Origin of the sequence: Roseateles aquatilis (assembly GCF_002205645.1) — a bacterium.
GTDB lineage: Bacteria > Pseudomonadota > Gammaproteobacteria > Burkholderiales > Burkholderiaceae_C > Roseateles > Roseateles aquatilis.
On the sequence record NZ_NIOF01000001.1, the window covers coordinates 644,459 to 665,939 of the forward strand.

Annotated in this window: 19 protein-coding genes; 2 read left to right on the forward strand and 17 right to left on the reverse strand. The window is 67.8% G+C overall.

The annotated features are described in order from the left end of the window. Nucleotides 1-36 precede the first annotated feature (36 nt). The 10 genes from ntrC to CDN99_RS02820 all read right to left on the reverse strand — a co-directional run bounded on the left by ntrC (nt 37) and on the right by CDN99_RS02820 (nt 11,132). Nucleotides 37-1,521, reverse strand: coding sequence for a nitrogen regulation protein NR(I) (gene ntrC / locus CDN99_RS02775; RefSeq protein WP_088382562.1), 1,485 nt, complete (start codon nt 1,519-1,521; stop codon nt 37-39). Nucleotides 1,522-1,563: 42 nt separating this feature from the next. Continuing rightward, nucleotides 1,564-2,652, reverse strand: coding sequence for a nitrogen regulation protein NR(II) (gene glnL / locus CDN99_RS02780; protein ID WP_088382563.1), 1,089 nt, complete (start codon nt 2,650-2,652; stop codon nt 1,564-1,566). 48 nt (nt 2,653-2,700) lie between these two features. Then, nucleotides 2,701-3,246, reverse strand: coding sequence for a hypothetical protein (locus CDN99_RS02785; protein WP_238139331.1), 546 nt, complete (start codon nt 3,244-3,246; stop codon nt 2,701-2,703). 243 nt (nt 3,247-3,489) lie between these two features. Next, nucleotides 3,490-4,908, reverse strand: coding sequence for a type I glutamate--ammonia ligase (gene glnA, locus CDN99_RS02790; protein ID WP_088382564.1), 1,419 nt, complete (start codon nt 4,906-4,908; stop codon nt 3,490-3,492). Nucleotides 4,909-5,234: 326 nt separating this feature from the next. After that, nucleotides 5,235-6,029 carry a competence/damage-inducible protein A gene (locus tag CDN99_RS02795; protein WP_088382565.1) on the reverse strand — a complete coding sequence of 265 codons (795 nt, stop codon included), beginning with the start codon at nt 6,027-6,029 and terminating at the stop codon, nt 5,235-5,237. Nucleotides 6,030-6,061: 32 nt separating this feature from the next. Next, nucleotides 6,062-7,003: an EI24 domain-containing protein gene (locus tag CDN99_RS02800; protein ID WP_238139332.1), complete on the reverse strand. Its 942-nt coding sequence runs from the start codon at nt 7,001-7,003 to the stop codon at nt 6,062-6,064. Then, a complete protein-coding gene (locus tag CDN99_RS02805) occupies nt 7,003-8,055 on the reverse strand; it encodes a sterol desaturase family protein (RefSeq protein WP_088382566.1) in 1,053 nt (350 codons plus the stop codon). The genes CDN99_RS02800 and CDN99_RS02805 overlap by 1 nt, the downstream gene beginning before the upstream one ends. A gap of 84 nt (nt 8,056-8,139) precedes the next feature. Beyond that, entirely contained in the window at nt 8,140-8,982 is an 843-nt protein-coding gene (locus CDN99_RS02810) for a polysaccharide deacetylase family protein (protein ID WP_375134415.1), read from the reverse strand. 34 nt (nt 8,983-9,016) lie between these two features. Next, a complete protein-coding gene (locus CDN99_RS02815) occupies nt 9,017-10,042 on the reverse strand; it encodes a YncE family protein (protein ID WP_088382567.1) in 1,026 nt (341 codons plus the stop codon). Between the two features lie 277 nt (nt 10,043-10,319). After that, entirely contained in the window at nt 10,320-11,132 is an 813-nt protein-coding gene (locus CDN99_RS02820; RefSeq protein ID WP_088383342.1) for a TIGR00266 family protein, read from the reverse strand. A gap of 83 nt (nt 11,133-11,215) precedes the next feature. Between CDN99_RS02820 and CDN99_RS02825 the strand changes: the two genes are divergently transcribed. Further along, a complete protein-coding gene (locus CDN99_RS02825; RefSeq protein WP_088383344.1) occupies nt 11,216-12,010 on the forward strand; it encodes an IclR family transcriptional regulator domain-containing protein in 795 nt (264 codons plus the stop codon). Between the two features lie 122 nt (nt 12,011-12,132). Here the strand turns inward: CDN99_RS02825 and CDN99_RS02830 are convergent, their stop codons facing one another. The 5 genes from CDN99_RS02830 to phaC form a co-directional block, all read right to left on the reverse strand. Then, nucleotides 12,133-13,740: a bifunctional aspartate transaminase/aspartate 4-decarboxylase gene (locus CDN99_RS02830; protein ID WP_088382568.1), complete on the reverse strand. Its 1,608-nt coding sequence runs from the start codon at nt 13,738-13,740 to the stop codon at nt 12,133-12,135. Between the two features lie 21 nt (nt 13,741-13,761). After that, entirely contained in the window at nt 13,762-15,447 is a 1,686-nt protein-coding gene (gene aspT / locus CDN99_RS02835) for an aspartate-alanine antiporter (RefSeq protein WP_238139333.1), read from the reverse strand. 213 nt (nt 15,448-15,660) lie between these two features. After that, nucleotides 15,661-16,398, reverse strand: coding sequence for an acetoacetyl-CoA reductase (gene phbB / locus CDN99_RS02840; protein WP_088382570.1), 738 nt, complete (start codon nt 16,396-16,398; stop codon nt 15,661-15,663). 88 nt (nt 16,399-16,486) lie between these two features. Next, nucleotides 16,487-17,674 carry an acetyl-CoA C-acetyltransferase gene (locus CDN99_RS02845; RefSeq protein WP_088382571.1) on the reverse strand — a complete coding sequence of 396 codons (1,188 nt, stop codon included), beginning with the start codon at nt 17,672-17,674 and terminating at the stop codon, nt 16,487-16,489. A gap of 122 nt (nt 17,675-17,796) precedes the next feature. After that, a complete protein-coding gene (gene phaC, locus CDN99_RS02850) occupies nt 17,797-19,542 on the reverse strand; it encodes a class I poly(R)-hydroxyalkanoic acid synthase (protein WP_088382572.1) in 1,746 nt (581 codons plus the stop codon). Nucleotides 19,543-19,718: 176 nt separating this feature from the next. Here phaC and CDN99_RS02855 point away from each other — a divergent pair, with 176 nt between their 5' ends. Beyond that, entirely contained in the window at nt 19,719-20,063 is a 345-nt protein-coding gene (locus CDN99_RS02855; protein WP_088382573.1) for a hypothetical protein, read from the forward strand. On the opposite strand, the gene pgeF is transcribed toward CDN99_RS02855, so the two are convergent. Both pgeF and maiA read right to left on the reverse strand, forming a co-directional pair. Next, nucleotides 19,983-20,822 carry a peptidoglycan editing factor PgeF gene (pgeF, locus tag CDN99_RS02860; RefSeq protein WP_238139334.1) on the reverse strand — a complete coding sequence of 280 codons (840 nt, stop codon included), beginning with the start codon at nt 20,820-20,822 and terminating at the stop codon, nt 19,983-19,985. The genes CDN99_RS02855 and pgeF overlap by 81 nt on opposite strands. Beyond that, nucleotides 20,812-21,450 carry a maleylacetoacetate isomerase gene (maiA, locus tag CDN99_RS02865; protein WP_088382574.1) on the reverse strand — a complete coding sequence of 213 codons (639 nt, stop codon included), beginning with the start codon at nt 21,448-21,450 and terminating at the stop codon, nt 20,812-20,814. The genes pgeF and maiA overlap by 11 nt, the downstream gene beginning before the upstream one ends. Nucleotides 21,451-21,481 lie beyond the last annotated feature (31 nt).

Consider the following 21,481-nt stretch of genomic DNA (forward strand, 5'->3'; position numbering starts at 1 on the left):
TCCCGTCGCCGCGCTTGCAGCGCGGCGAATCCGTGCTCACGCATCCAGATCCAATTCCTGAATCTTGCGCGTGATCGTGTTGCGTCCGATGCCGAGTTTCTGCGCGGCTTCGATGCGACGGCCGCGCGTCAGGTCCAGCGCGGTGAGGATCAGACTGGCCTCGAAGCGGCGCGTCAGCACGTCCCACACGTCAGGCTCGCCGGCGACCAGCAGGCGGCGCGCCTCGCGGGCCATCTCGGCGATCCAGGCGTCCGGCGACGGCGGGAGGGTCACCATCCCCGCCGGCAACGGCGGCGGGGCCGGCATGCTGGTCAGGCCCGTCGCCGACGGCACCACGTCCGTCACCGCCGCCGTCGGATAGCTGCCCGGCGCGGCCAGCAACTCCTGCGGCAGGTCCTTGGCCTCCACCACCAGGCTGGGCGCCATCACGCTCAGCCAGTGGCAGATGTTCTCCAGCTGACGCACGTTGCCCGGAAAGTCGAAATTGATCAGGCGCTGCAAGGCCGCTTCCGACAACCGCTTCGTCTCCACGTCCAGTTCGTTCGCGCTGCGCTGCAGGAAATAACGCGCCAGCAGCGGCACGTCCTCGCGGCGCTCGCGCAGCGGCGGCAGGCGCAGGCGGATCACGTTCAAGCGGTGGAACAAGTCCTCGCGGAAGCGTCCTTCCTTGACCAGCGTCTCCAGGTTCTGGTGGGTCGCCGCGACCACGCGCACGTTCGCGCGCTGCGGGCTGTGACCGCCGACGCGATAGAACTGGCCGTCCGACAGCACGCGCAGCAGGCGCGTCTGCAGGTCCAGCGGCATGTCGCCGATTTCGTCGAGGAACAGCGTGCCGCCTTCGGCCTGCTCGAAGCGCCCGCGCCGCGTGGCCTGCGCGCCGGTGAAGGCACCGCGCTCGTGGCCGAAGAGCTCCGACTCCAGCAGATCCTTGGGGATCGCCGCCGTGTTGATCGCGACGAACGGGCCCTCGGCGCGCGGGCTGTGCTTGTGCAGCGCCCGCGCCACCAGCTCCTTGCCGGAGCCGGACTCGCCGGTGATCAGCACCGTCACGTGGCTCTGGCTCAGCCGGCCGATCGCGCGGAACACGTCCTGCATCGCCGGCGCCTGGCCCAGCATCTCCGGCATCTCGACCTGCTCGGCCTCGATCACCGATTCACGCTGGCTTTCCTCCTGCGCGCGCCGGATCAGCTCCACCGCGCGCGGCAGGTCGAACGGCTTGGGCAGGTACTCGAAGGCGCCGCCCTGGAACGCGCTCACCGCGCTGTCCAGGTCGGAGTAGGCCGTCATGATGATCACCGGTAGCCCGGGCAACTGCTTCTTGACCGCGGTCAGCAGTTCCAGGCCCGACCCGCCCGGCATGCGGATGTCGGAGACCAGCACCTGCGGCGTGTCCTCCTCCAGCGCCGCCAGCACCTCGCGCGTCTGGCTGAAGGTGCGCACCGGCAGGCCTTCGCGTGTCAGCGCCTTCTCCAACACAAAACGGATCGAATGGTCGTCGTCAACAATCCAGATCGACTTCATCTATGGCTCCCCTTTCCCCCGTTGTCGGCTTGTGGCCGCGGCTCAGGGCAAAGGCAGGGTGATTCGAAAATCGGTCCGACCCGGTTGACTGTCACAGTCGATCATCCCCTGGTGCTGTTGGGCGATCGTCTGCGCCAGCGTCAGCCCGAGGCCGGAGCCGCCATCCCTTCCCGATACCAATGGGAAGAAGATGCGGTCCTTGATCTCCTCGGGCACGCCTGGGCCGTTGTCTTCGATATGCAATTCCAATGCCAAGCGCCACCGCTGCTTGCCGATCGTCACCTGGCGCGCGACCCGCGTGCGTAGCGCGATGACCGCGTCGCCCTGCGCGATGCGCTCGTGCAGCGCCTGTGCCGCGTTCTGCGCGATGTTGAGCACCGCCTGGATCAACTGCTCGCGATCGCCACGGAAGTCGGGCAGCGAGATGTCGTAGTCCCGCAGCAGCTTGAGCCCGCGCGGGTACTGCGCCAGCACCAGCGTGCGCACGCGCTCGCAGACCTCGTGGATGTTGACGTCCCCCACCACCTGCGCCCGCCGGTGCGGCGCCAGCAGGCGGTCGACCAGCGATTGCAGCCGGTCGGCCTCGTGGATGATGACGACGGTGTACTCCTCCAGCTCGGCCCACAGGTCCGTCGGCTCCAGCTCCAGCGCCAGCAACTGCGCCGCGCCACGGATGCCGCCGAGCGGGTTCTTGATCTCGTGCGCCAGGTTGCGGGTCAGCTCCTTGGTCGAGCGGACCTGGTCGAGGTTGCGCTCCTCGCGATCCTGGCGGGTCTGCTGAGCGTTCTCGATCAACTCGATGACCAGCCGCTGCGGGTCGTCGGTCTGGCTGACGATCACGTGCACCGGCATCAGGTCGTCATGGGCGCGTGGACCGCGGCGGATCATGGCGTCGAAACGGCTGCTGGAGAACGCGTTGCGGCTGACTTCCTCCAGCGCCTCGACAAGGCGCCCGGTGTCGGTGAACCATTCGAGCAGGTTGCTGCCCTGCACCGCGCGTCGCGGCAGGTTGAACAGCGTCTCGACGGCGGTGTTGGCGAACTCGCAGGTGCCGTCAGGCTTGACCACCGCCACCAGCGTGGCCAGGAGGTCGAAACATTGGTAGTTCGCTTCGAGCGGAGTGGGCTTCATCGTGCTGCAGCGCCTGCGCGCGACCCAGCCGCCATCGCCGCATCCCGATCAGGGCGGCAGCTTGCCGAGCTCGCGCTTGATGGCTTGAACGTCGCTTTCCTGGCGCGCCACGCTGGCCTTGAGCTCGGCGGTGCGGTCCAGGTACTTCTGATAGTTGCGCTCGTCGCCGCGGCGCTCGGGCTGGCCGTTGTTGTACTCCTGCTGGAGCTTGGCCAGGCGGCTCTCGGCCTCGCGCAGTTCCTGCTCCAGCACGCGGCGGCGGTCGTCGTCCCGGACGCGCTGGTCCTTGGGGTCGACACGCAATTCACCTTGCGTCCCCGAGGCGGAGACCACCGGCGCCTTCGGCTTCACCGGCGAGAACACCGTGATCGGCGTGCCCTCGATGCTGCGGCAGCCCTTGTCGGCGGCTTCCTTGGGCGTCATCGCGTCGGTGTACAGCACCGGCGGGCCGGGACAGCGGTACACCACCGCCTGCGCCGACGCCGATCCGGCCGCGACGACCGTCAACAGCGCGACGGCCCATCGGCTCGGCGCACCCCTTGCGCTCATCGCGCCAGGCAACGAACGTCCCACCCATTTGATCCGCAGCGTCATCTGCAATCCCTGCTTCCAACTGACCAGAGTCTGCTGCGATTGTGACCCAAGGCGACAGGCCCGGCCGCGAGGCCGCGAGCGCGCGCTGTTGCCAGGTGTACCGACCGGAAGCGGCGTCGGCGCGATCCGTGACATCGCGCCGATCGGCCACGAAAAAGGACGGCCGGAGCCGTCCCTTGCGTGCCGAGGCGAACTGCGGAACGAGCCGTGCCAAGGGGGCCATGGCGCGCTCCGCGCTCGCGATCACAGCGCGTAGTACATGTCGAATTCGACCGGGTGCGTCGTCATGCGGAAGCGCTGGACTTCCTGCATCTTCAGATCGATGTAGGCATCGATGTAGGAGTCGGTGAACACGCCGCCCTTGGTCAGGAACGCGCGGTCCTTGTCCAGGTACTCCAGCGCCTGGTCCAGGCTGTGGCAGACGGTCGGGATCTTCGCGTCTTCTTCCGGCGGCAGGTGGTACAGGTCCTTCGTGGCGGCTTCGCCCGGATGGATCTTGTTCTCCACGCCGTCCAGGCCCGCCATCAGCAGCGCGGCGAAGGCCAGGTACGGGTTGGCGGAAGGATCCGGGAAACGCGCCTCGATGCGGCGGCCCTTGGGGTTCGCGACATACGGGATGCGGATCGAGGCCGAGCGGTTCTTGGCCGAGTAGGCCAGCTTCACCGGCGCTTCGTAGCCGGGCACCAGGCGCTTGTACGAGTTGGTGCCGGGGTTGGTGATGGCATTCAGCGCGCGGGCATGCTTGATGATGCCGCCGATGTAGTACAGCGCGAAGTCGCTCAGGCCCGCATAGCCGTCACCGGCGAACAGGTTCTTGCCGTCCTTCCAGACCGACTGGTGCACGTGCATGCCGGAGCCGTTGTCGCCCACGATGGGCTTGGGCATGAACGTGGCGGTCTTGCCGTAGGCATGCGCGACGTTCTGGATGATGTACTTCTGCAGCTGCAGCCAGTCGGCGCGCTGGACCAGCGAGCTGAACTTGGTGCCGATTTCCATCTGGCCCGCGGTCGCCACCTCGTGGTGGTGGACTTCGACGGGGATGCCCATCTGTTCCAGGATCAGGCACATCTCCGAGCGCATGTCCTGGCCGCTGTCGACCGGGGGCACCGGGAAGTAGCCGCCCTTGACGGTGGGACGGTAGCCGCTGTTGCCGTGCTCGTATTCCTTGCCGGTGTTCCAGGCCGCCTCTTCCGATTCGATCTTGACGAACGAGCCGGACATGTCGACGTTCCAGCGCACGCTGTCGAAGATGAAGAACTCGGGTTCCGGACCGAAGTAGGCGGTGTCGCCCAGGCCGGAGGACTTCAGGTAGGCCTCGGCGCGGCGAGCCAGCGAGCGCGGGTCGCGCTCGTAGGCCTTGCCGTCGGTCGGATCGATGACGTCGCAGCTCAGGATCAGCGTCGGCTCTTCGAAGAACGGGTCGATGTTGGCCGTGTTCGGGTCCGGCATCAGCAGCATGTCCGAGGCTTCGATGCCCTTCCAGCCGGCGATCGAGGAGCCGTCGAAGGCATGGCCCGACTGGAACTTGTCTTCGTCGAACGCGGACACGGGCACGGTCACGTGCTGTTCTTTGCCGCGCGTGTCGGTGAAGCGGAAGTCAACGAACTTGACCTCGTGCTCCTGGACCAGGTTCATCACGTCGGCGACGGTCTTGGTGGCCATCAATCACTCCTAGGGGGCTGGATGAGAAAGAAAGATTCGGCGGGCCGATGCCCGATTCGGCTTGACGGCTGGAAGGGGTCAGGTCGCCCAGGACCCCGTCCGGATCCGCCACCGGGTTCTCGCCGGCCGCGGACATCAAGCGCGGACTATTTAGCAGTTTGCATGCCAACGGATGGCAGAACGGTGACGGGCAGGCGCCAGACCGGTGCATGACGCGGCGATCCCCGATGCGGCGCGCGCCACGCGAGGGCACGCGACCTCACGCCCGGGAGACCGGCGTCGGACCGGTCACGGCCGCCGTCGCGCAGCGGCTCCGAAGCGGTGCATCATCGCACCAATTCAGTGCCTATGACAGCACCAAATTGGACGACGCCTGAGCGCAGCGCCGCATAGGCGGCCTCCATCGTGGCGGCGTCGCCCTTGACGCCCAGTTCGATGTGGCGACCCCATTGCGGATGGTCGACGCTGGGCAGCGAAAAGACCTTGATGCCGGGGAAGTCCGCCTCCACACGCTCCATCAGCGGCGTCAGCGTCGCCTCCATCGCGCCCTGCACGATCAGCGAGCGCTCGCGCGTGCCGACGGGCTGGTGCAGCGCGGCATGGCGTTCGTCCAGCACCCACTCGATCATCGGATGGGCCATCACCGGGAAGCCGGGCACGAAGTAGACGGTGCCGACCGAGAAGCCGGGGATCTTGTTGTACGGGTTCGGAATGATGGCGGCGCCGGCCGGGAACACGCCCATCTCCATCCGGCGCCGCGTGTCGGGGTGATCGCGTTGCGGCTCGGTGCCCTGCTCCGCCGCCATTTGCTGGACGCGTTGCCAGATGGACTCGGCGGCCTCGGGGTGCAGTTGCAAATCACGGCCGAGCGCGGCGGCGGCGGCCTGCCGCGTGTGGTCGTCCGGCGTGGCGCCGATGCCGCCGCAGCTGAACACCAAGTCGCCGCTGCCGAACGCGGCGGCGAGTTCCACGATCAGTTGCTCGCGATCGTCGCCGAGGTACTTCGCCCAGGACAGCGACAGTCCGCGCGCGCCGAGCAGCTCGATCACCTTCGCCAGGTGCTTGTCCTGGCGCTTACCGGACAGGATCTCGTCGCCGATGATGATGAGGCCGATGTTCATGCGAAGGGGTCCTCGGAAAACTCAGGGGAGCCTCAGGGATTGAGCGGCCTGGGCCGGTCGAGCGCGGGCGGGCCGGGCTCGGGGTCGTCGGCGATCAGCGGCGGGGCGGTCGCGTAGTTGGCCGGCAGCGCATCCATCACCGGATCGGGGGCGCGTTCGGCGTGGGTGTCGGCGCGGCGCATCTCCTGCAGCGCGGCCAGCGCGTAATGCGCGAACCACAACGAGCTGAAGGCGAAGACCAGCGTCGACAGGAACACGAAGACCAGGATGAAGAGCGGCGCGAAGACGAAGGCCAAGGCGCCCAGCGCCCAGATCGCCGCCGGCGCGGCGCCCAGGTAACCGGTCACCAGCCCGAGCGCCAGCAGCGGCAGGCGGTGCTCGGCGAGCAGCCGGCGCCGCTCCGCGCCGGACGCGAAATCGGCGAGCACGTCGAAGGTGAACACGCGATACGACAGCCAGCCCAGCACCAGCGGCGGCACGATCAGCGCGACCGGCGGAATGAGCCAGAACGGCAGCGACAGCACCAGCGCGATCAGCGCGATCAGCGTGTGCCCCAGCCCCCACGACAGGCCGGCGATGAAGCCGGCGCCGTGCTTGCGCTCCAGGCCCGCGAAGCGGCGCTGCGCGACCAGATCGGCCATCGACGGCGTCATCATCGTCGCCACCAGCAACAGGCACAGCACGACCAGCACCGGCGCCGCCATCGCCACCACGATGATGGGCGCGATGACCGTGCGGAAGCCGCTGGCGCCCAGGCTGTCCAGCCACTTCAGCAGGCTGTCCACCAGGCTCCACGATTCCAGTGTCGCGCGGACGGCCGCCACGGCGCCTTCCCAGAAGAAGTAGCCCAGCCCGAACGACAGCACGCCCAGCAGGATCAGCGGCAGCAGCGACCAGCCAATGACCCGCGGATGCAGGCAGTACGCCATCGCGCGCCAGAAGGAGTCCGCGACACGGCTCATCGGCTTGATCATCAGTCGTTCCCTCCGGCCGGCGCGCCACCGGCGATGTTGGTCTTGGATGCGGACGAGGCCGCGGCGCCGCCGCCCGGCGCGGACGCGATCTTGTCACGTCCGGCGAGCCGCTTCAGACCCAGCCACTGCTGCGCCCAGAAGCCGCGGCCATAGTCGCGCCCGCCCTCTTCCGGCAACTGGTCGCGCACGCCGGTCGGGTCCCAGCGGTTCTCGAAACTGGCGGTGCGGAACAGCACGTCCCAGATCGGCAGCATCACCGCGAAGTTGTGGCCACCCAGCGTGCCGCGGCCGAAGCCTTCGTGGCCGATGCCGATCGAATGATGCAGGCGGTGGAAGCGCGGGCTCACGAGCAGACGCTCGCCGATCAGGCCGAAGCTGACCCGCAGGTTCGCGTGCTGCAGGTTCTCCAGCAACTGCGAGATCGCCACCAGCGCGACGAACTGGCCCGGGCCGACGCCGATCAGACGCGCCACCAACACGACGGCGCCGTCGATCAGCAGGTCGTCGAGCAAGTGGTTGCGGCTGTCGCTCCACATCGTCATCTGGCGCTGGCTGTGGTGCAGCGAATGCAGCGCCCACCACCAGTTCCACGAATGCTGCGCGCGATGCAACCAGTACTGCAGCAGATCGAAGACGACGAGGTAGAGCGCGAAGCTGACCCACGCCGTGTCGGTCACGCCGGGCCAGATCGCGTCCAGCTGGAAGGTCGGGATGCCCCACAGCCGCATCTGGCCGACGACCGCGTCGAAGGCCGGCTCCAGCGAGAAGAACGTCGCCAGCCGGAACAGCCCCAGCCGCTGGATCAGCGTGTAGACGATGTCGACGCGGATGGCGTGGCGATCGGTGACCGCCTCGGCCGGCCGCCAGCGCTGCAGCGAGCCGATCACCGCCAGCATCACCACGATCTGGATCATGCCGACCAGCAGCCAGCCGGTCGCGTCGAAGGCGTCCTCCAGCAGGTTGCCGTAGCCGAGCCCGAAGACGATCGGCTGAATGACGCTTTCGAACAGCGCCTGCTGCGCCTGTCCGAACAGATCGGTGAACCAGTCCATCACGAGATCAGGCCTCCATCCTCGATAAGGTCCATGCGTGCGCGCGTCGACGTCAACTTCACTTCCACGTGAACGCCGCCGACATCAACGCGCCTTGCCCGCCTTCAGCGCGAATGCCTCGGCCGGCTTGCGCATCCACGCGACGTAGTCCGGATGATCGCGCAACGGCGCGAAGCACATGCCGCGGGACTTCAAGCCCTGCAGCAGCGGCTCCAGCACCGTCGGCGCCCACGGGTCCTGGCGCGACCAGATGCCCAGGTGCGCCATCAGGATATCGCCCGGCTTGATGCGTCGCAGCGCCTGCTCCAGCAGCGCCTGGTTGGGGAACTTGTCGCTCGGCAGTTCGTCGCCGAGGAAGCCGCCCGCGCTCCAGCCGACATGGCGGAAGCCGCAGGCCTGCGCCGCCGCCAGCAGCGCCGGCGAGGTGCGCCCGGCGGGCGCGCGGAAGATCATCGACATCGGCCGACCGGTCATTTCCAGGAAGCGCTGCGCGGGACGCTTCAGGTCCTCGCAGTACTCGGCCGCGGTCATCACGACGGTCTGGGGCACCTGCTCGCCGGCGGCGCGGCGGAAGCGGAACCTGTTGTCCGGCAGGTCCGCCGACCAGGCGTCGTGGTACCAGGTGTGCGAGCCGAAGTCGTGGCCCTGCTCCGCCAATGACTTCCACCACGGCGCCCACTTGTCGTCGAGCGTCTGGCCGCCGTCCATCGTCGGCTCCTGCGCCAGGAAGAAGGTGGCCTTGGCGTCGAAACGCTTGAGGGTGTCGACGATCAACGGCGCGACGCCCATGTGGCCGGTGTCGAAGGTGAGGTACACGGGCTTGTCGCACGCGGCCGGCGTCGGAGACTGCGCTTGCGGTTGCGCCCCCAGGGTGGCGAAGGACAGGCCGAGCACCAGCGCGGCACCGCGACACAGGACGGACGGGATCTTCACGGGACTGCCTTCGTCTGCGCGCGGGCGGTCACTGGCGCGGCATCTGGTCGAGCGTCCAGACGCCGTGTGGCGACTTGCCGACCTTCACCTGCTGCAGGATCTGCTTGGTCTGCAGGTCCATGATCGTCAGCTTGCGAGCCCAGCGCGACGTGAACATCAGCGTGCGGCCGTCGGGCAGGATCTCCATGTCATCGGGACCGCCGGGCGCCTTCAGCGTGTCGACGACGGTGAAGTCCGCCAGCGAGATCTTGCTGATGGTGTTGGCCGCGCGGTTGCTGACCAGCACATGGCGCTTGTCGCCGAGCGCGCGGAAGGAGTGCGCGCCGTCGCCGGTCTCCAGCTTCTTGACCAGCCGGGGCTGCGCGCCGCTGACGTCATAGACCTCGACGCTGCGCTCGCCGGTCAGCGCGACCAGCAAGTGCTTGTCGTCGGGCGTCAGGTACAGGTCGGCGGGCAGCTTGCCGACGGGGATCTTCCAGCGCGGCGCCATCGTGTTCAGGTCGATCGCGAGCAACTCGCTGCTGTCCTGCAGGCTGGCGTAGACGACGGAGCTCCTGCTGTCGATCGACAGGTGGCTGGGCGTCTTCGGCGCCGAGAAGCGCTTGAACAGCGCCAGCGGCTCTGTCGCGTTCTGCGGCTGCCACTTGTAGATGTCGACGTGGTCCAGCCGGTTGCCGGCCAGCACCAGCCACTTCATGTCGGGCGAGAAGCGCAGGTGGTACGGATCAGGAATGCCGCGCACGGTGCGCTGCACCTCGGCGGTCACCGGATCGAGGAAGGTCAACGAATCGCCCAGCGCGTTCGCCACGACCATCGTCTTGCGGTCGGGCGTCAGGTACAGGTGATGCGGCTCCTTGCCGGTCGGGATGCGCTTGATCTCGCGGAAGCCCTTGGGGTCGATCACGCTGATGTCGGCGTCGAGCGAGTTCAGCACGAAGATCGGGCTGGTGGCGCCGTTGCCGGTCGTCGCCGAGGCGGGCGTGCCGGCGAACGATGCGACGAGACCGAAGGACAGGGCCAGGGCGGCGAACGGCCGCGCAGAACTGAACAGCATGGAGTTCCTCAACAGGGGGATGCGCGACGCGCGTGGCCCCGGTCGAGGACGAGGGCGGCAACGACGCAGCGCGCGCAGCCCTCAAGTGTAGGCGGGTTGACCCTGAGCCCGAGACTGAAGAAGGCCGTCGATGCCCCGGTTCATGCAGGGCCCGGCGCGCCCAGTGCACAAGTCTTGAGGCGGCCTGAACGTCCGCGCCGCACGCCAGACTTGCCGCCAGCATTGCGGCAAGTCTGCGCACGGGGAATCGGACGGGCGACAGGATCGCCCGCCGCGCTCACTCGTCGTCGCCGCCGAGGATGCCGCCGAGCAGGCCACCTGCCGCGAAGCCGCCCAGGATCGAGCCCTCTTCACGCGAGCCGCCACGCTGCGGCGCGGCCGCGAACACGCGCGACGCCAGGCGCGAGAACGGCAGGCTCTGCAGCCAGACCTCGCCAGGGCCGGTCATCTTCGCGAGGAACAGGCCCTCGCCACCGAACAGGGCGGTCTTGATCTTGCCCACGTACTGGATCTCGAAGCTCACGTTCGGCGTGTAGGCCACGACGCAGCCGGTGTCCACCAGCACCGTCTGCCCCGGCTGGAGCGTACGACGAACCACGGTACCCCCCGCATGCACGAAGGCCAGCCCATCACCATCGAGCTTCTGCATGATGAACCCTTCGCCACCGAAGAAGCCAGTCGACAGGCGCTGCTGGATCGCGATCCCCAGCGAGACGCCGCGGGCCGCGCAAAGGAACGCGTCCTTCTGGCAGATCAGCGTACCGCCGAGTTGGCGCAGATCCATGGGGAGGATCTTGCCCGGATAGGGCGCCGCGAAAGCGACCCGCTGTTTGCCATGGGTCTGATTCGTGTAGATCGTGGTGAACAGAGACTCTCCGGTCACCAGCCGCTTGCCGGCGCCCAGCAACTTCCCGAAGAACCCGCCCTGATTGGCGGACCCGTCGCCGAACACCGTGTCCATGCCGATGCCGGCATCCATGAACATCATGCTGCCGGCTTCGCCGATCGCAGCCTCGCCGGGGTCGAGTTCGACCTCGACGAACTGCATCTCGGCGCCCTTGATTTCGTAGTCAACAACATCCATGGCCATGGTGATCACCCTCTGTCACATCTCAAAGAACGGGGCGCGATGTTAACGTTTCGCGGCCTTTCTATACTGCGGTCATGACGCCCATGTCTTCTGACGAAAGCGCAACAATCCTCAAGCCCGGCGACAGCTACGTGCAGTCATTTGCCCGGGGTTTGTCGGTGATCCGGGCCTTCGGCGCGGACGCTCCCCGGCAGACGCTCACCGAAGTCGCCCGCCGCTGCGGGCTCACCCGCGCCGGCGCCCGGCGCATCCTCCTGACCCTGCAGACGCTCGGCTACGTGCGCGCCGAGGGCCGGCTCTTCGAGCTCACGCCGAAGATCCTCGATCTCGGGTTCGCGTACCTCTCCTCGCAGCCGCTGTGGCAATTCGCCGAGCCCCTGGTGCTGCAACTGTCCAGCGACCTGAAGGAGTCCAGCTCCATCGCCGTGCTCGACGGCGCGGACATCGTCTTCGTCGTGCGTGTGCCGGCCCGCAAGGTCATGAGCACGACCATCGGCGTCGGCAGCCGCTTGCCCGCCTGGGCGACGGCCATCGGCCGGGTGCTGCTGGCCTCGCTGCCGGTGGAGGAGCGCGAGGTGCAGGTGGCGCGGACCGATCTGGTCCCGTTCACCGCCCTCACGGTGCGCTCGCACGACGACCTGCGCGCCCAGGTCGAGCAGGCGCGTCGCCAGCACTGGTGCCTGGTGGACCAGGAGCTGGAGGACGGGGTCGTGTCGGTCGCGGTGCCGATCACCGGTCGAGATGGCAAGGTGATCGCCGCGGTCAACCTCAGCACGCATGCTGGCCGCACGCCGCCGCAGTTGCTGCTGGATCAAGGCCTGCCGCGGCTGCAGGAGACGGCTCAGAGCATCTCCCGACTGCTGCAGATCAAGGGCTGATCGACCGCGCCGCGGGCTTGCACGCCGCGTCATTCGAGAAACGAGGCGGGCCGCGTTGAACACAACGCGGCCCGCCTTTCATTCGACCGCGCCCGGGAGGGCGATCGTGTCATTCGTGTCGGTCACGACTTTCGGGAGGGGTGCTGCTTCCCGTACGCCACATACAACTCGTCCGCCCACTTGCGCAGCGCCTGACCGATGGCCACGTACTCGTACTCGTTGAGGTTGGCCAGCGAGGCGCGGGCCGACGGCCGCGAGGCGCCGAAGCCGCGGCCGGGCAACAGCACGATGCCGGTTTCCTCGGCGACGCGGAACAGCAGCTCGCCGGTCGACGATTGCTGAACGGCCCATTCGGCGAACGCGTCGCCGTACAGCTCGCGGGCCAGATCCTCGACGTCCAGCAGGGTGTAGTAGTTGACGGAGTGCTTGTCCTCCTTGACCGTCACGCCCAGCGCGCCATGCAGGGCCGTGTCGCGGCGCCGGATCAGCTTCTTCAGCGCCCCCTTGTAGGCGTCGTGCTCGTCCATCAGCGCGAACAGCGAGAACAGCGTCATCTGCACCTGCTGAGGCAGCGACAGCCCCGCGGTGTGGTTCAGGGCCACTGCCCGGCTGTCGGCGACCATCCGATCGATGAACTTCAGCGCCGAGACGTCGACGGTGACGGATTCATAGCGCCGGTGCAGACGCTGGCGCTGTTCCTCCGGCGCCCGCGCGAGCGCCGCGTCGAAGATGTTCTCCTTGTGCATCGCGATCGCGCCCAGGCGCCATCCCGTGGCACCGAAGTACTTGGAGTAGGAGTACACCAGCAGCGTATTGGCCGGGCAGGTCTGGAAGACGGACTTGAACTCGTCGGCGAAGGTGCCGTACACGTCGTCCGTGATGATCATCAGATCGGGGCGCTCGTTCTTGACCAGGGCGCTGATCCGGGCATGGCTGCGCTCGTCCAGGCAGACCGACGGCGGGTTGCTCGGGTTGATGCAGAAGAACACCTTGACGGCGGGATCCTTGAGCTTGTCCAGCTCGCTGTCCGGATACTGCCAACCGGCCTTGGGATCGGCGTTCATCGGCACGATCTCCAGCGAGAACTGCTCCAGCTGCGGGATCTCGATGTACGGCGTGAAGACCGGCATGCCGATCGCCACCTTGTCGCCGGCCTTCAGCAACCCGTTGCTCTGCAGGCTGTTGAAGATGTAGGCCATCGCGGCCGTGCCGCCCTCCACCGCGAACAGGTCCATCTGGCTGGGCGGGACGGTCGATTGCGTCATCTCGCGGCTCAGGTAGTGGCCCACGATCTGCTCGCTCACGCGGAGCATGCGCCCCGGCACCGGGTAGTTGCAGCCCAGGATGCCGTCGACCATCTCGTGCAGGAAGGCGGTGGCGTTCAGGCCCAGTTGATCGCGGACATAGCTCAGCGTCTTGCCCAGGAAACGCACGCCCTCCTGGTCCTTGTGCTCGGTGACGAAGCGCTCGAAGCGGCCCTCGATGCCCTCGATGCCGGCCAGGCCGCCGATGCCCGGGGTCATGTAGGAGTAGGACAGCTCGGACTCCGCCGCGGCGAACAGGCCCAGCCGGAAGAAGGCCCGGCGCGGCGTCGTCGCCAGGAAGTTCGGATTGCCGCGGCCCGCGTTGAGCATCGCGCGATTGCTCTTGCCGGACGAGGCCAGCTTGATCAGCTCGTCCTTGAGCTCGAACGGGCTCAGCGACGCGAAGTTCTTTCCGTTTGCAGTCATCTCTCTACTCCCTTTGAAACCTCAAGCGAAAGCGATGATCAACGGCCCCAGCAACGTCAGGAAGACGTTCGCGAGGGCATAGGTGATGGCGAAGGGAACGGTCGGCACGTTGTTGCCGGCCTTGTCCAGTACTTCGCCGAACGCGGGATTCGCGCTGCGCGCGCCGCTCAGGGCGCCGGCGAAGACCGCGACGTTGTCGTAGCGCAGCACGTACCGACCGAAGAGCATCGCGATCAGCAGCGGGATCACGGTGACCAGCACGCCCAGCAGGAACAGCTTGATCCCCTGATCCATGATGGTGTGCACCGCCTGCTGGCCGGATTGCAGGCCCACCATCGCGACGAAGCCCGCCAGGCCCAGGTCGCGCATCAGCGTCGACGCGGCGGTGGGCAGGTTGCCCGCGGTATGCCGGCGGCTGCGCCACCACCCGAACAGCAGGCCGCTCAGCAGCGCCCCGCCGCCGCTGCCCAGGGTGATGGGCACCGGCCCCGCGCGCACCACGAGCAAGCCGATCAGCAGGCCCACGGTGATGCCGAAGCCATGGAACACGAAATCGGTCTTGTCGCTGGGAAGGACCACCGGCCCCACCGACTGCGCGGCGCGCTGGATGTCGGCGCTGGCGCCGAACAAGGTCACCATGTCCCCCGGCAGCACCACCGTCTCCGGCCGGATCGGCACCGGCGAGCCCGCGCGCAGCAGCGCCAGCGCGTAGACGCCGTGCCTCACGCCCTCGGACAGGTTGGTGATGATCTCGCCCACCGGGCGATTCAGGTACTGCGGGTTGGCGATGGACACGTCGCGCTTGACCATCACCAGGTCCATGCCTTCGGTGCTGTGGTCCTCCTCGCCGATCACGCCGGCCTGCGCCACGACGGCCCGCCGACGCCCGACGAGCAGGATGCGGTCGCCGACCTCCAGCGCCAACTGTCCCGCGACGCCGATCTCGGCGCCGTCGCGCTGCAGGCGCTCCACGGTCACGGCGCCCACGGGGCCGCTGCTCTCCACACCTTGCACGGTCAGGCCCGCCTGGGTGACGCGGATGACGCGGCCCACAATGTCCGGCAGCGCGTTCGATTCGTCCACCCCGTACAGGCGCACGCCCTTGAGCTGCTCCTGCTCCGCCTGGACCGCGTCCTCGCGGATCTTGCGCCTCGTGAACCACTCCAGCAGATTCACGCAGATGAGGATGGCGCCGAACGATCCGAAGATGTAGGTGACGGCATAACCGATGGCCACGTTGGCCTGCATCGTCTGCACGGCTTCAGGGGACAGGCCGAGCTTCTCGATCGCGGAGCCGGCCGTGCCGATGATGGCGGACTGCGTCATGCCGCCCGCGGCAAGCCCCGCCGCCAGGCCCTTGTCCAGGCCGAACACCCGGGCGATCACCAGCACGGTGAGCAGCCCCGACAGCGCCACCACGACCGCCATGGAGATCTCGCGCAGCGATTGGCGCCCCAGCGAGCGGAAGAACTGCGGACCGCTCTCGAAGCCGACCGCGTAGATGAACAACGCGAACAGCACGGCCTTGATGCCGGAGTCGATGTGGACGCCGACCTGGCTCACGGCCACGGCCGCCAGCAGGGAGCCCGCCACGCCGCCGAGCTGAAAGGAGCCGAACTTGAACTTGCCGATCCAGTAGCCGATGGCCAAGGACAGGAACAGCGCGAGCTCGGGAGACTGGTGAAAAACGGATTGGATGAACGCCAATTTTTTCTCCCTGTTTGCGACCCAGACTAACGCAAGCCCCGTCGTCATCGGCCATATCCCCAGGCGCGCATGGCCCTTCACTCAACACTTGACCCCGTCGGGGCGGCGGGGTTATATACCGGCGCGCGAGACGACCCGGCGCGGACGCGGCCCGCGGCTGGACGAAAAAAAGGCTGCCCGAGGGCAGCCTTTTCGCGGGCGCGAGGCTGAGGATCAGCCCATGTGCAGGCCGCCGTTGCAGCTGAAGTCCGCGCCGGTGGTGAAGCCGGAATGGTCACCCGCCAGCCAGCCCACGATGGAGGCGATCTCCTCGGGCTGGCCGAGGCGTCGCACGGGGATGCCGGCGATGATCTTCTCCAGCACGTCGGGCCGCACGGCCTTGACCATGTCGGTGCCGATGTAGCCCGGGCTGACGGTGTTCACGGTCACGCCCTTGTGCGCCAGTTCCTGCGCCAGCGCCATCGTGAAGCCGTGCATGCCGGCCTTGGCCGCCGAGTAGTTGGTCTGCCCCGCCTGGCCCTTCTCGCCGTTGACCGACGAGATGTTGATCACCCGCCCCCAGCCCTTGTCCACCATGCCCGGCACCACCTGCTTGGTGACGTTGAACATGCTGGTCAGGTTGGTGCTGATGACGGCGTCCCACTCGTCGCGCGTCATCTTCAGGAACATGCGGTCCTTGGTGATGCCGGCGTTGTTGACGAGGACGTCGATCGGGCCGTGCTCGGAGATCGACTTGTCGAACGCGGCCACGGTGGAGTCCCATTCCGCGACGTTGCCGACCGACGCGTAAAAGGTGTAGCCCTGCTCGGACTGTTCGGCCAGCCATTTGGCGTGGTCGCGGCTCGGACCGCAACCGGCGATGACCTTGAAACCTTCCTTGTGGAGGCGCTGGCAGATGGCGGTACCGATGCCGCCCATGCCTCCGGTGACGTATGCAACTTTCTGAGTCATTTTGCTTGCCTCCTGTCGGGCTCCCCGGGTCGCCGCGCCCGCGTCCGGAGAGCCTGGAATGTGACCACCTATCGACGCGATGAAATCCTCAGCGCTCGACGCAGAGCGCCACGCCCATGCCGCCGCCGATGCACAGGCTGGCGATGCCCTTCTTGGCATCGCGCTTGATCATCTCGTGCAGCAGCGTGACCAGGATGCGGGCGCCGGACGCGCCGATCGGATGGCCCAGCGCGATCGCGCCGCCGTTGACGTTGACCTTGTTCAGATCCCAGCCCATCTCCTGATGCACCGCGCAGGCCTGCGCGGCGAAGGCCTCGTTGATCTCGAGCAGGTCCAGATCCTTGGGCTGCCAGCCGGCGCGCGCCAGCGCCTTCCTCGACGCGGGCACCGGGCCCATGCCCATGGTCTTGGGATCGACGCCGGCGCTCGCGTAGGACGCGATGCGCGCCAGCGGCGTCAGGCCCAGCGACCTGGCCTTGGCGTCGGTCATCAGCACCAGGCCGGCGGCGCCGTCGTTCAGGCCGGAGGCGTTGCCCGCGGTCACCGAGCCGGCCTTGTCGAAGGCGGGCTTCAGGCCGGACAGCGCCTCGGCATTGGTCTTGCGGTTGATGAACTCGTCGGCGGAGAAGACGATCGGATCGCCCTTCTTCTGCGGGATCGTGACCGGCACGATCTCGGCGGTGAAGCGGCCCGCGTCCTGCGCGGCGGCGGCCTTCTGCTGGCTGGCCAGCGCCAGCTCGTCCTGCTGCGCGCGGTTGATGTGGTGCTCCTTGGCCACGTTCTCGGCGGTGATGCCCATGTGGTACTGGTTGTACACGTCCCACAGGCCGTCCACGATCATCGTGTCGATCAGCTTCCAGTCGCCCATGCGCTGGCCGTCGCGCGAGCCCGGCAGCACGTGCGGGGACAGGCTCATGCTCTCCTGGCCTCCGGCGATGATGATGTCGGAGTCCCCGTCGCGGATCGCCTGCGCGGCCAGCATGACCGCCTTCAGGCCGGAACCGCAGACCTTGTTGATGGTCATGCCGGGCACGCTGACCGGCAGGCCCGCCTTGATGACGGCCTGGCGCGCCGGGTTCTGGCCGACGCCGGCCGTCAGCACCTGGCCCAGGATGACTTCGTTGATCTGGTCCGCCTGCAGCCCGCTGCGACGCAGCAGCTCCTGGATGACCAGCGCGCCCAGCTCGCTGGCCGGCGTCTTGGACAGCGTGCCTCCGAACTTGCCGATCGGCGTGCGCGCGGCTGCGACGATGACGATGTCTTGCGGTGAACTCATGACTCGCTCCTCTAGGGGTTTCGGTACTGCTGCAACAGCGGGAATGAAATCGGTCTCTGTCTGTCGTGGGCCGGCGTTGGCGGTCGAATGACGCGAGGTCGGTCGAGGGCTTGGCCGGCGCCTCAGGCGCGTTGTTTCACATATCGACCGGGCGCCGGCTCGACGGCCCGGTGCTCGCGGTTGCCCGGCGCGCGCGGAGCCGCCTTCAGCGGACCCGCGTGGCCGGCCAGCCACTGCGACCAGTCGGGCCACCAGCTGCCGGGGTGCTCGGCGGCGGTGGTCAGCCATTGCTGGGAATCGGCCGGCAGCGCGGCGCCCTTCCCGATCCAATGGCTGCGTTTCTTCTTCTCCGGCGGATTGATCACACCGGCGATGTGGCCGGACGCACCCAGCACGAAACGCTTCTTGCCGCTGAACACCTGCGTGCTGCGGTAGGCGGCGTCCCAGGGCACGATGTGGTCCTCGCGCGAGCCGTAGATGTAGACCGGCGCCTTGATCGCGCCCAGGTCCACCGACTCGCCGCAGACGGTCAGGCGGCCGGGGACCTTGAGGTCGTTCTGCAGGTAGGTGTGGCGCAGGTACCAGCAGTACATCGGCCCCGGCAGATGCGTCGCGTCGCCGTTCCAGTACAGCAGGTCGAACGCGGGCGGCGCGTCGCCCTTCAGGTAGTTGCCGACCACATAGTTCCAGACCAGGTCGTTCGGGCGCAGGAAGCTGAAGGTGGTGGCGAGCTCCTGGCCATGCAGCAGGCCGGGGCCGCCGTTGGCCTGCGCGCCGATGGTCACCTCGCGCAGGCGCACCGACGGCTCGTCGACAAACAGGTCCAGCACGCCGTTGCTGCTGAAGTCGATCAGCGTGGTGAGCAGCGTGACGCTCGCGGCCGGATGCTCGCCGCGCGCCGCCAGCACCGCCAGCGCCGTCGACAGGATCGTGCCGCCGACGCAGAAGCCCAGCGTGTTGATCGTGTCGGCCCCGGTGATCTCGCGCGCGACCTCGATGGCCTTGATGGCGGCCTGGCCGATGTAGTCGTCCCAGGTCCAGTGCACGCAGCTCGCGTCGGGGTTGCGCCAGCTCACCACGAAGGTGCGGTGGCCCTGAGCGACCGCGTAGCGGATCAGCGAGTTCTCCGGCTGCAGGTCGAGGATGTAGTACTTGTTGATGCAGGGCGGCACCATCAGCAGCGGTCGCGCATGCACCTTGGCGGTGAGCGGCTTGTACTCGAGCAGCTGGAAGAATTCGTTCTCGAAGACGACGTCGCCCGCGGTCGTCGCGACATTGCGGCCGACCTCGAAGGCGGTCTCGTCGGTCTGCGAGACGTGGCCGCGCTGCGCGTCGGCGATCAGCAACTGCACGCCGCGGGCGATGCTCTCGCCCTGCGTGCTCAGCGCGCGCTGCTGGGCCTCGGGATTCAGCGCCAGGAAATTGCTGGGCGAGGCCGCGTCGATGAATTGCTGGACCGCGAAACGCACGCGCGCCCGCGATTTCTCGTCCCCCTGCACCTGCTCGGCCATCTGCTGCAGCGTGCGCGCGTTCAGCAGGTAGAGCTGCGCGGTGAAATGCGCCAGCCGGTTGTCGTTCCACGACGCATCGGCGAAGCGGCGATCCTTCAACGGCGCGGGCGCCGCATGGGCGCCGTGCTCGTGGGACTCGGCGATCGCGGTGTTCCAGAGCCGGCCCGCCTGCTGCAGGTAATCGGACTGCAACTGCGACCACGCCTCGGGCGCGATCTGCATCGCCTGCAATTGCCGCAGCGCATCGCCGAAGCCCTGCGTCAACCCCGCCGCGGCCTGCCTGGCCTGGTTGGTCAGATGCTCGAAATCATGGAATCCAGAACCGGCGGTGCCGGCGGTGGCGTTGTTCGCGCTCATGTGTCTCCTCGATCGGGCCTGAGCAAGAAGCTTGCCACAACGGATCGAGGGATCCACCGGACAGGCTTCGCATATGCTCAAGCGCTTTGTAGCCCGTTCAGCTTACCCCCGCGTGACGCTCGCGTCTCGATGCTCGGTGGATTTTGGGGCTCTCGCTTACCCGTCCTTGATGCCGCATGTACCTCGTTCCGATCGCATGGATGTATGTCGTGCTGATGATGGCCCTGGCCGAAGCCTTCAGCACGCAGGGCACGGTGCTCGGCGCGATCGTCACGTTCGTGCTGTACGGGCTGCTGCCGCTCTCCATCGTGATGTACCTGATGGGGACGCCTCGCCGCCGCGCGGCCAGGAGGAAGGCCGAAGCCGAGGAAGCCGCCGCGGCCGCCTTGAACGCGGCCCCGGTCGCGGATTCGGGCTCGGGCTCGGGCTCGTCCCCACCTTCAGCGCAACCGGATGACGGCGGCCATGCGCCCGCTGCGCAAGCCGTCGACGCGCTCGTGACGGAACGAAAAGTACCGTGACGGCTCGCTGAGCGTGCACCCGCCGCCGCCGCGAATCTCGACCAATCCCAGCGGCGCCAGTCGCCGCCGAGCCAGGCCGTGGAGGTCGGCCAACCAGCGCGGCTCGCCCGACGCGTTGGGCTGGAAGCGAAACAGCGGCTGGTCGTGATGCAGCGGCGCCACGCCGAAGGCGTCGAGCACGTCCGCGCCGACCTCGAATCGATCAGGCCCGATGCAGGCGCCCATCCAGGCCTGGATGGGGCCGTCGCCGCCGGCTTCCCGCATCGCGGCGACGGTGTTCTCCAGGACGCCCCCGGCCAGCCCGCGCCAGCCCGCATGCGCGGCGCCGACGACACCCGATCCGGCAAACAGCACCGGCAGGCAATCCGCCACCATCACCGCGCAGGCGAGCGCGGGATCGGTGCTGATGCTCGCGTCGGCGGGCTCGGGATCGGCGCCGGGCAGCGCGTGCTCGGGTCGCAGACGCAGCACGGCCGTTCCGTGCACCTGCTTCAGGAACACCGGCACCCCGCCGATGGCCATCGCCACCCGATGCCGGTTCCGCGCCACGTTCGCCGGATCGTCGCCGACCGAGCGGCCAAGGTTCATGCTGGCCAGCCCTGCCAGCGCCGCACCGTCGCCGTCATCGGCGACTGTCCCGCTGACGCCGCCGGCACGGGTGGTCATGAACGCGTCGACCTGGGGGGCGTGCCAATCGGGCCGCAGCCAGTCCAGATGCGGCGTGGCCTGGAAGTCCTCGCTCGACGCCTCACTCCGCATCGGGACAGGCGCTGGGCTGGGTCTGGCTGAAGGCATCGAGCGTCATGCAGTGCTCATGGATACGCATGACGGTCGGCACGTGGTCCAGCCGGCAATCGAAGCGCTGCGCGTTGAAGATCTGCGGCACGAGCACGCAGTCCGCCATCGTCGGCGTGTCGCCGAAGCAGCACAGGCCCGATCGACGCTCCGTCTGCAGGCGTTGCTCGACCACCGCCAGGCCGCTCTCGACCCAGTGCTGGTACCAACGGGTCTTGTTGTCGTCGCTGACACCGAGGTCCTTGACCAGGTAGCGCAACACGCGCAGGTTGTTGAGCGGATGGACCTCGCAGGCGATGTCCTGGGACAGCGCGCGGATGTAGGCGCGGCAGAGGGCATCGCCGGGCAGCAGCGGGGGTTCGGGATGCACCTCGTCGAGGTACTCGATGATGGCCATCGACTGCGTGACCACCGCGTCGCCATCCTTCAACAAGGGCACGAGGCGCGAGGCGGACACGGCGGCGTACGACTCGTTGAACTGCTCGTTCCTGGCGAGATGGACGGACTTGTAGTCGAAGTCCAGGCCCTTGAGCGCCAGCGCGATGCGCACGCGATACGAGGCCGACGAACGGAAATAGTTGTAGAGCTCCATGGCCGACGATGATGCCACGCGAGGCCGCTAC

What these genes read in the sequence shown, in the direction of transcription:
- CDN99_RS02800 (WP_238139332.1), bottom strand. Translation starts at nt 7,003, where the DNA reads ATGATCAAGCCGATGAGCCGTGTCGCGGACTCCTTCTGGCGCGCGATG.
- CDN99_RS02845 (WP_088382571.1), bottom strand. Translation starts at nt 17,674, where the DNA reads ATGAGTTCACCGCAAGACATCGTCATCGTCGCAGCCGCGCGCACGCCG.
- glnA (WP_088382564.1), bottom strand. Translation starts at nt 4,908, where the DNA reads ATGGCCACCAAGACCGTCGCCGACGTGATGAACCTGGTCCAGGAGCAC.
- CDN99_RS02855 (WP_088382573.1), top strand. Translation starts at nt 19,719, where the DNA reads ATGTACCTCGTTCCGATCGCATGGATGTATGTCGTGCTGATGATGGCC.
- ntrC (WP_088382562.1), bottom strand. Translation starts at nt 1,521, where the DNA reads ATGAAGTCGATCTGGATTGTTGACGACGACCATTCGATCCGTTTTGTG.
- CDN99_RS02830 (WP_088382568.1), bottom strand. Translation starts at nt 13,740, where the DNA reads ATGACTGCAAACGGAAAGAACTTCGCGTCGCTGAGCCCGTTCGAGCTC.
- phaC (WP_088382572.1), bottom strand. Translation starts at nt 19,542, where the DNA reads ATGAGCGCGAACAACGCCACCGCCGGCACCGCCGGTTCTGGATTCCAT.
- CDN99_RS02815 (WP_088382567.1), bottom strand. Translation starts at nt 10,042, where the DNA reads ATGCTGTTCAGTTCTGCGCGGCCGTTCGCCGCCCTGGCCCTGTCCTTC.
- CDN99_RS02805 (WP_088382566.1), bottom strand. Translation starts at nt 8,055, where the DNA reads ATGGACTGGTTCACCGATCTGTTCGGACAGGCGCAGCAGGCGCTGTTC.
- CDN99_RS02820 (WP_088383342.1), bottom strand. Translation starts at nt 11,132, where the DNA reads ATGGCCATGGATGTTGTTGACTACGAAATCAAGGGCGCCGAGATGCAG.
- glnL (WP_088382563.1), bottom strand. Translation starts at nt 2,652, where the DNA reads ATGAAGCCCACTCCGCTCGAAGCGAACTACCAATGTTTCGACCTCCTG.
- phbB (WP_088382570.1), bottom strand. Translation starts at nt 16,398, where the DNA reads ATGACTCAGAAAGTTGCATACGTCACCGGAGGCATGGGCGGCATCGGT.
- CDN99_RS02795 (WP_088382565.1), bottom strand. Translation starts at nt 6,029, where the DNA reads ATGAACATCGGCCTCATCATCATCGGCGACGAGATCCTGTCCGGTAAG.
- maiA (WP_088382574.1), bottom strand. Translation starts at nt 21,450, where the DNA reads ATGGAGCTCTACAACTATTTCCGTTCGTCGGCCTCGTATCGCGTGCGC.
- pgeF (WP_238139334.1), bottom strand. Translation starts at nt 20,822, where the DNA reads ATGCGGAGTGAGGCGTCGAGCGAGGACTTCCAGGCCACGCCGCATCTG.
- CDN99_RS02785 (WP_238139331.1), bottom strand. Translation starts at nt 3,246, where the DNA reads ATGACGCTGCGGATCAAATGGGTGGGACGTTCGTTGCCTGGCGCGATG.
- CDN99_RS02825 (WP_088383344.1), top strand. Translation starts at nt 11,216, where the DNA reads ATGTCTTCTGACGAAAGCGCAACAATCCTCAAGCCCGGCGACAGCTAC.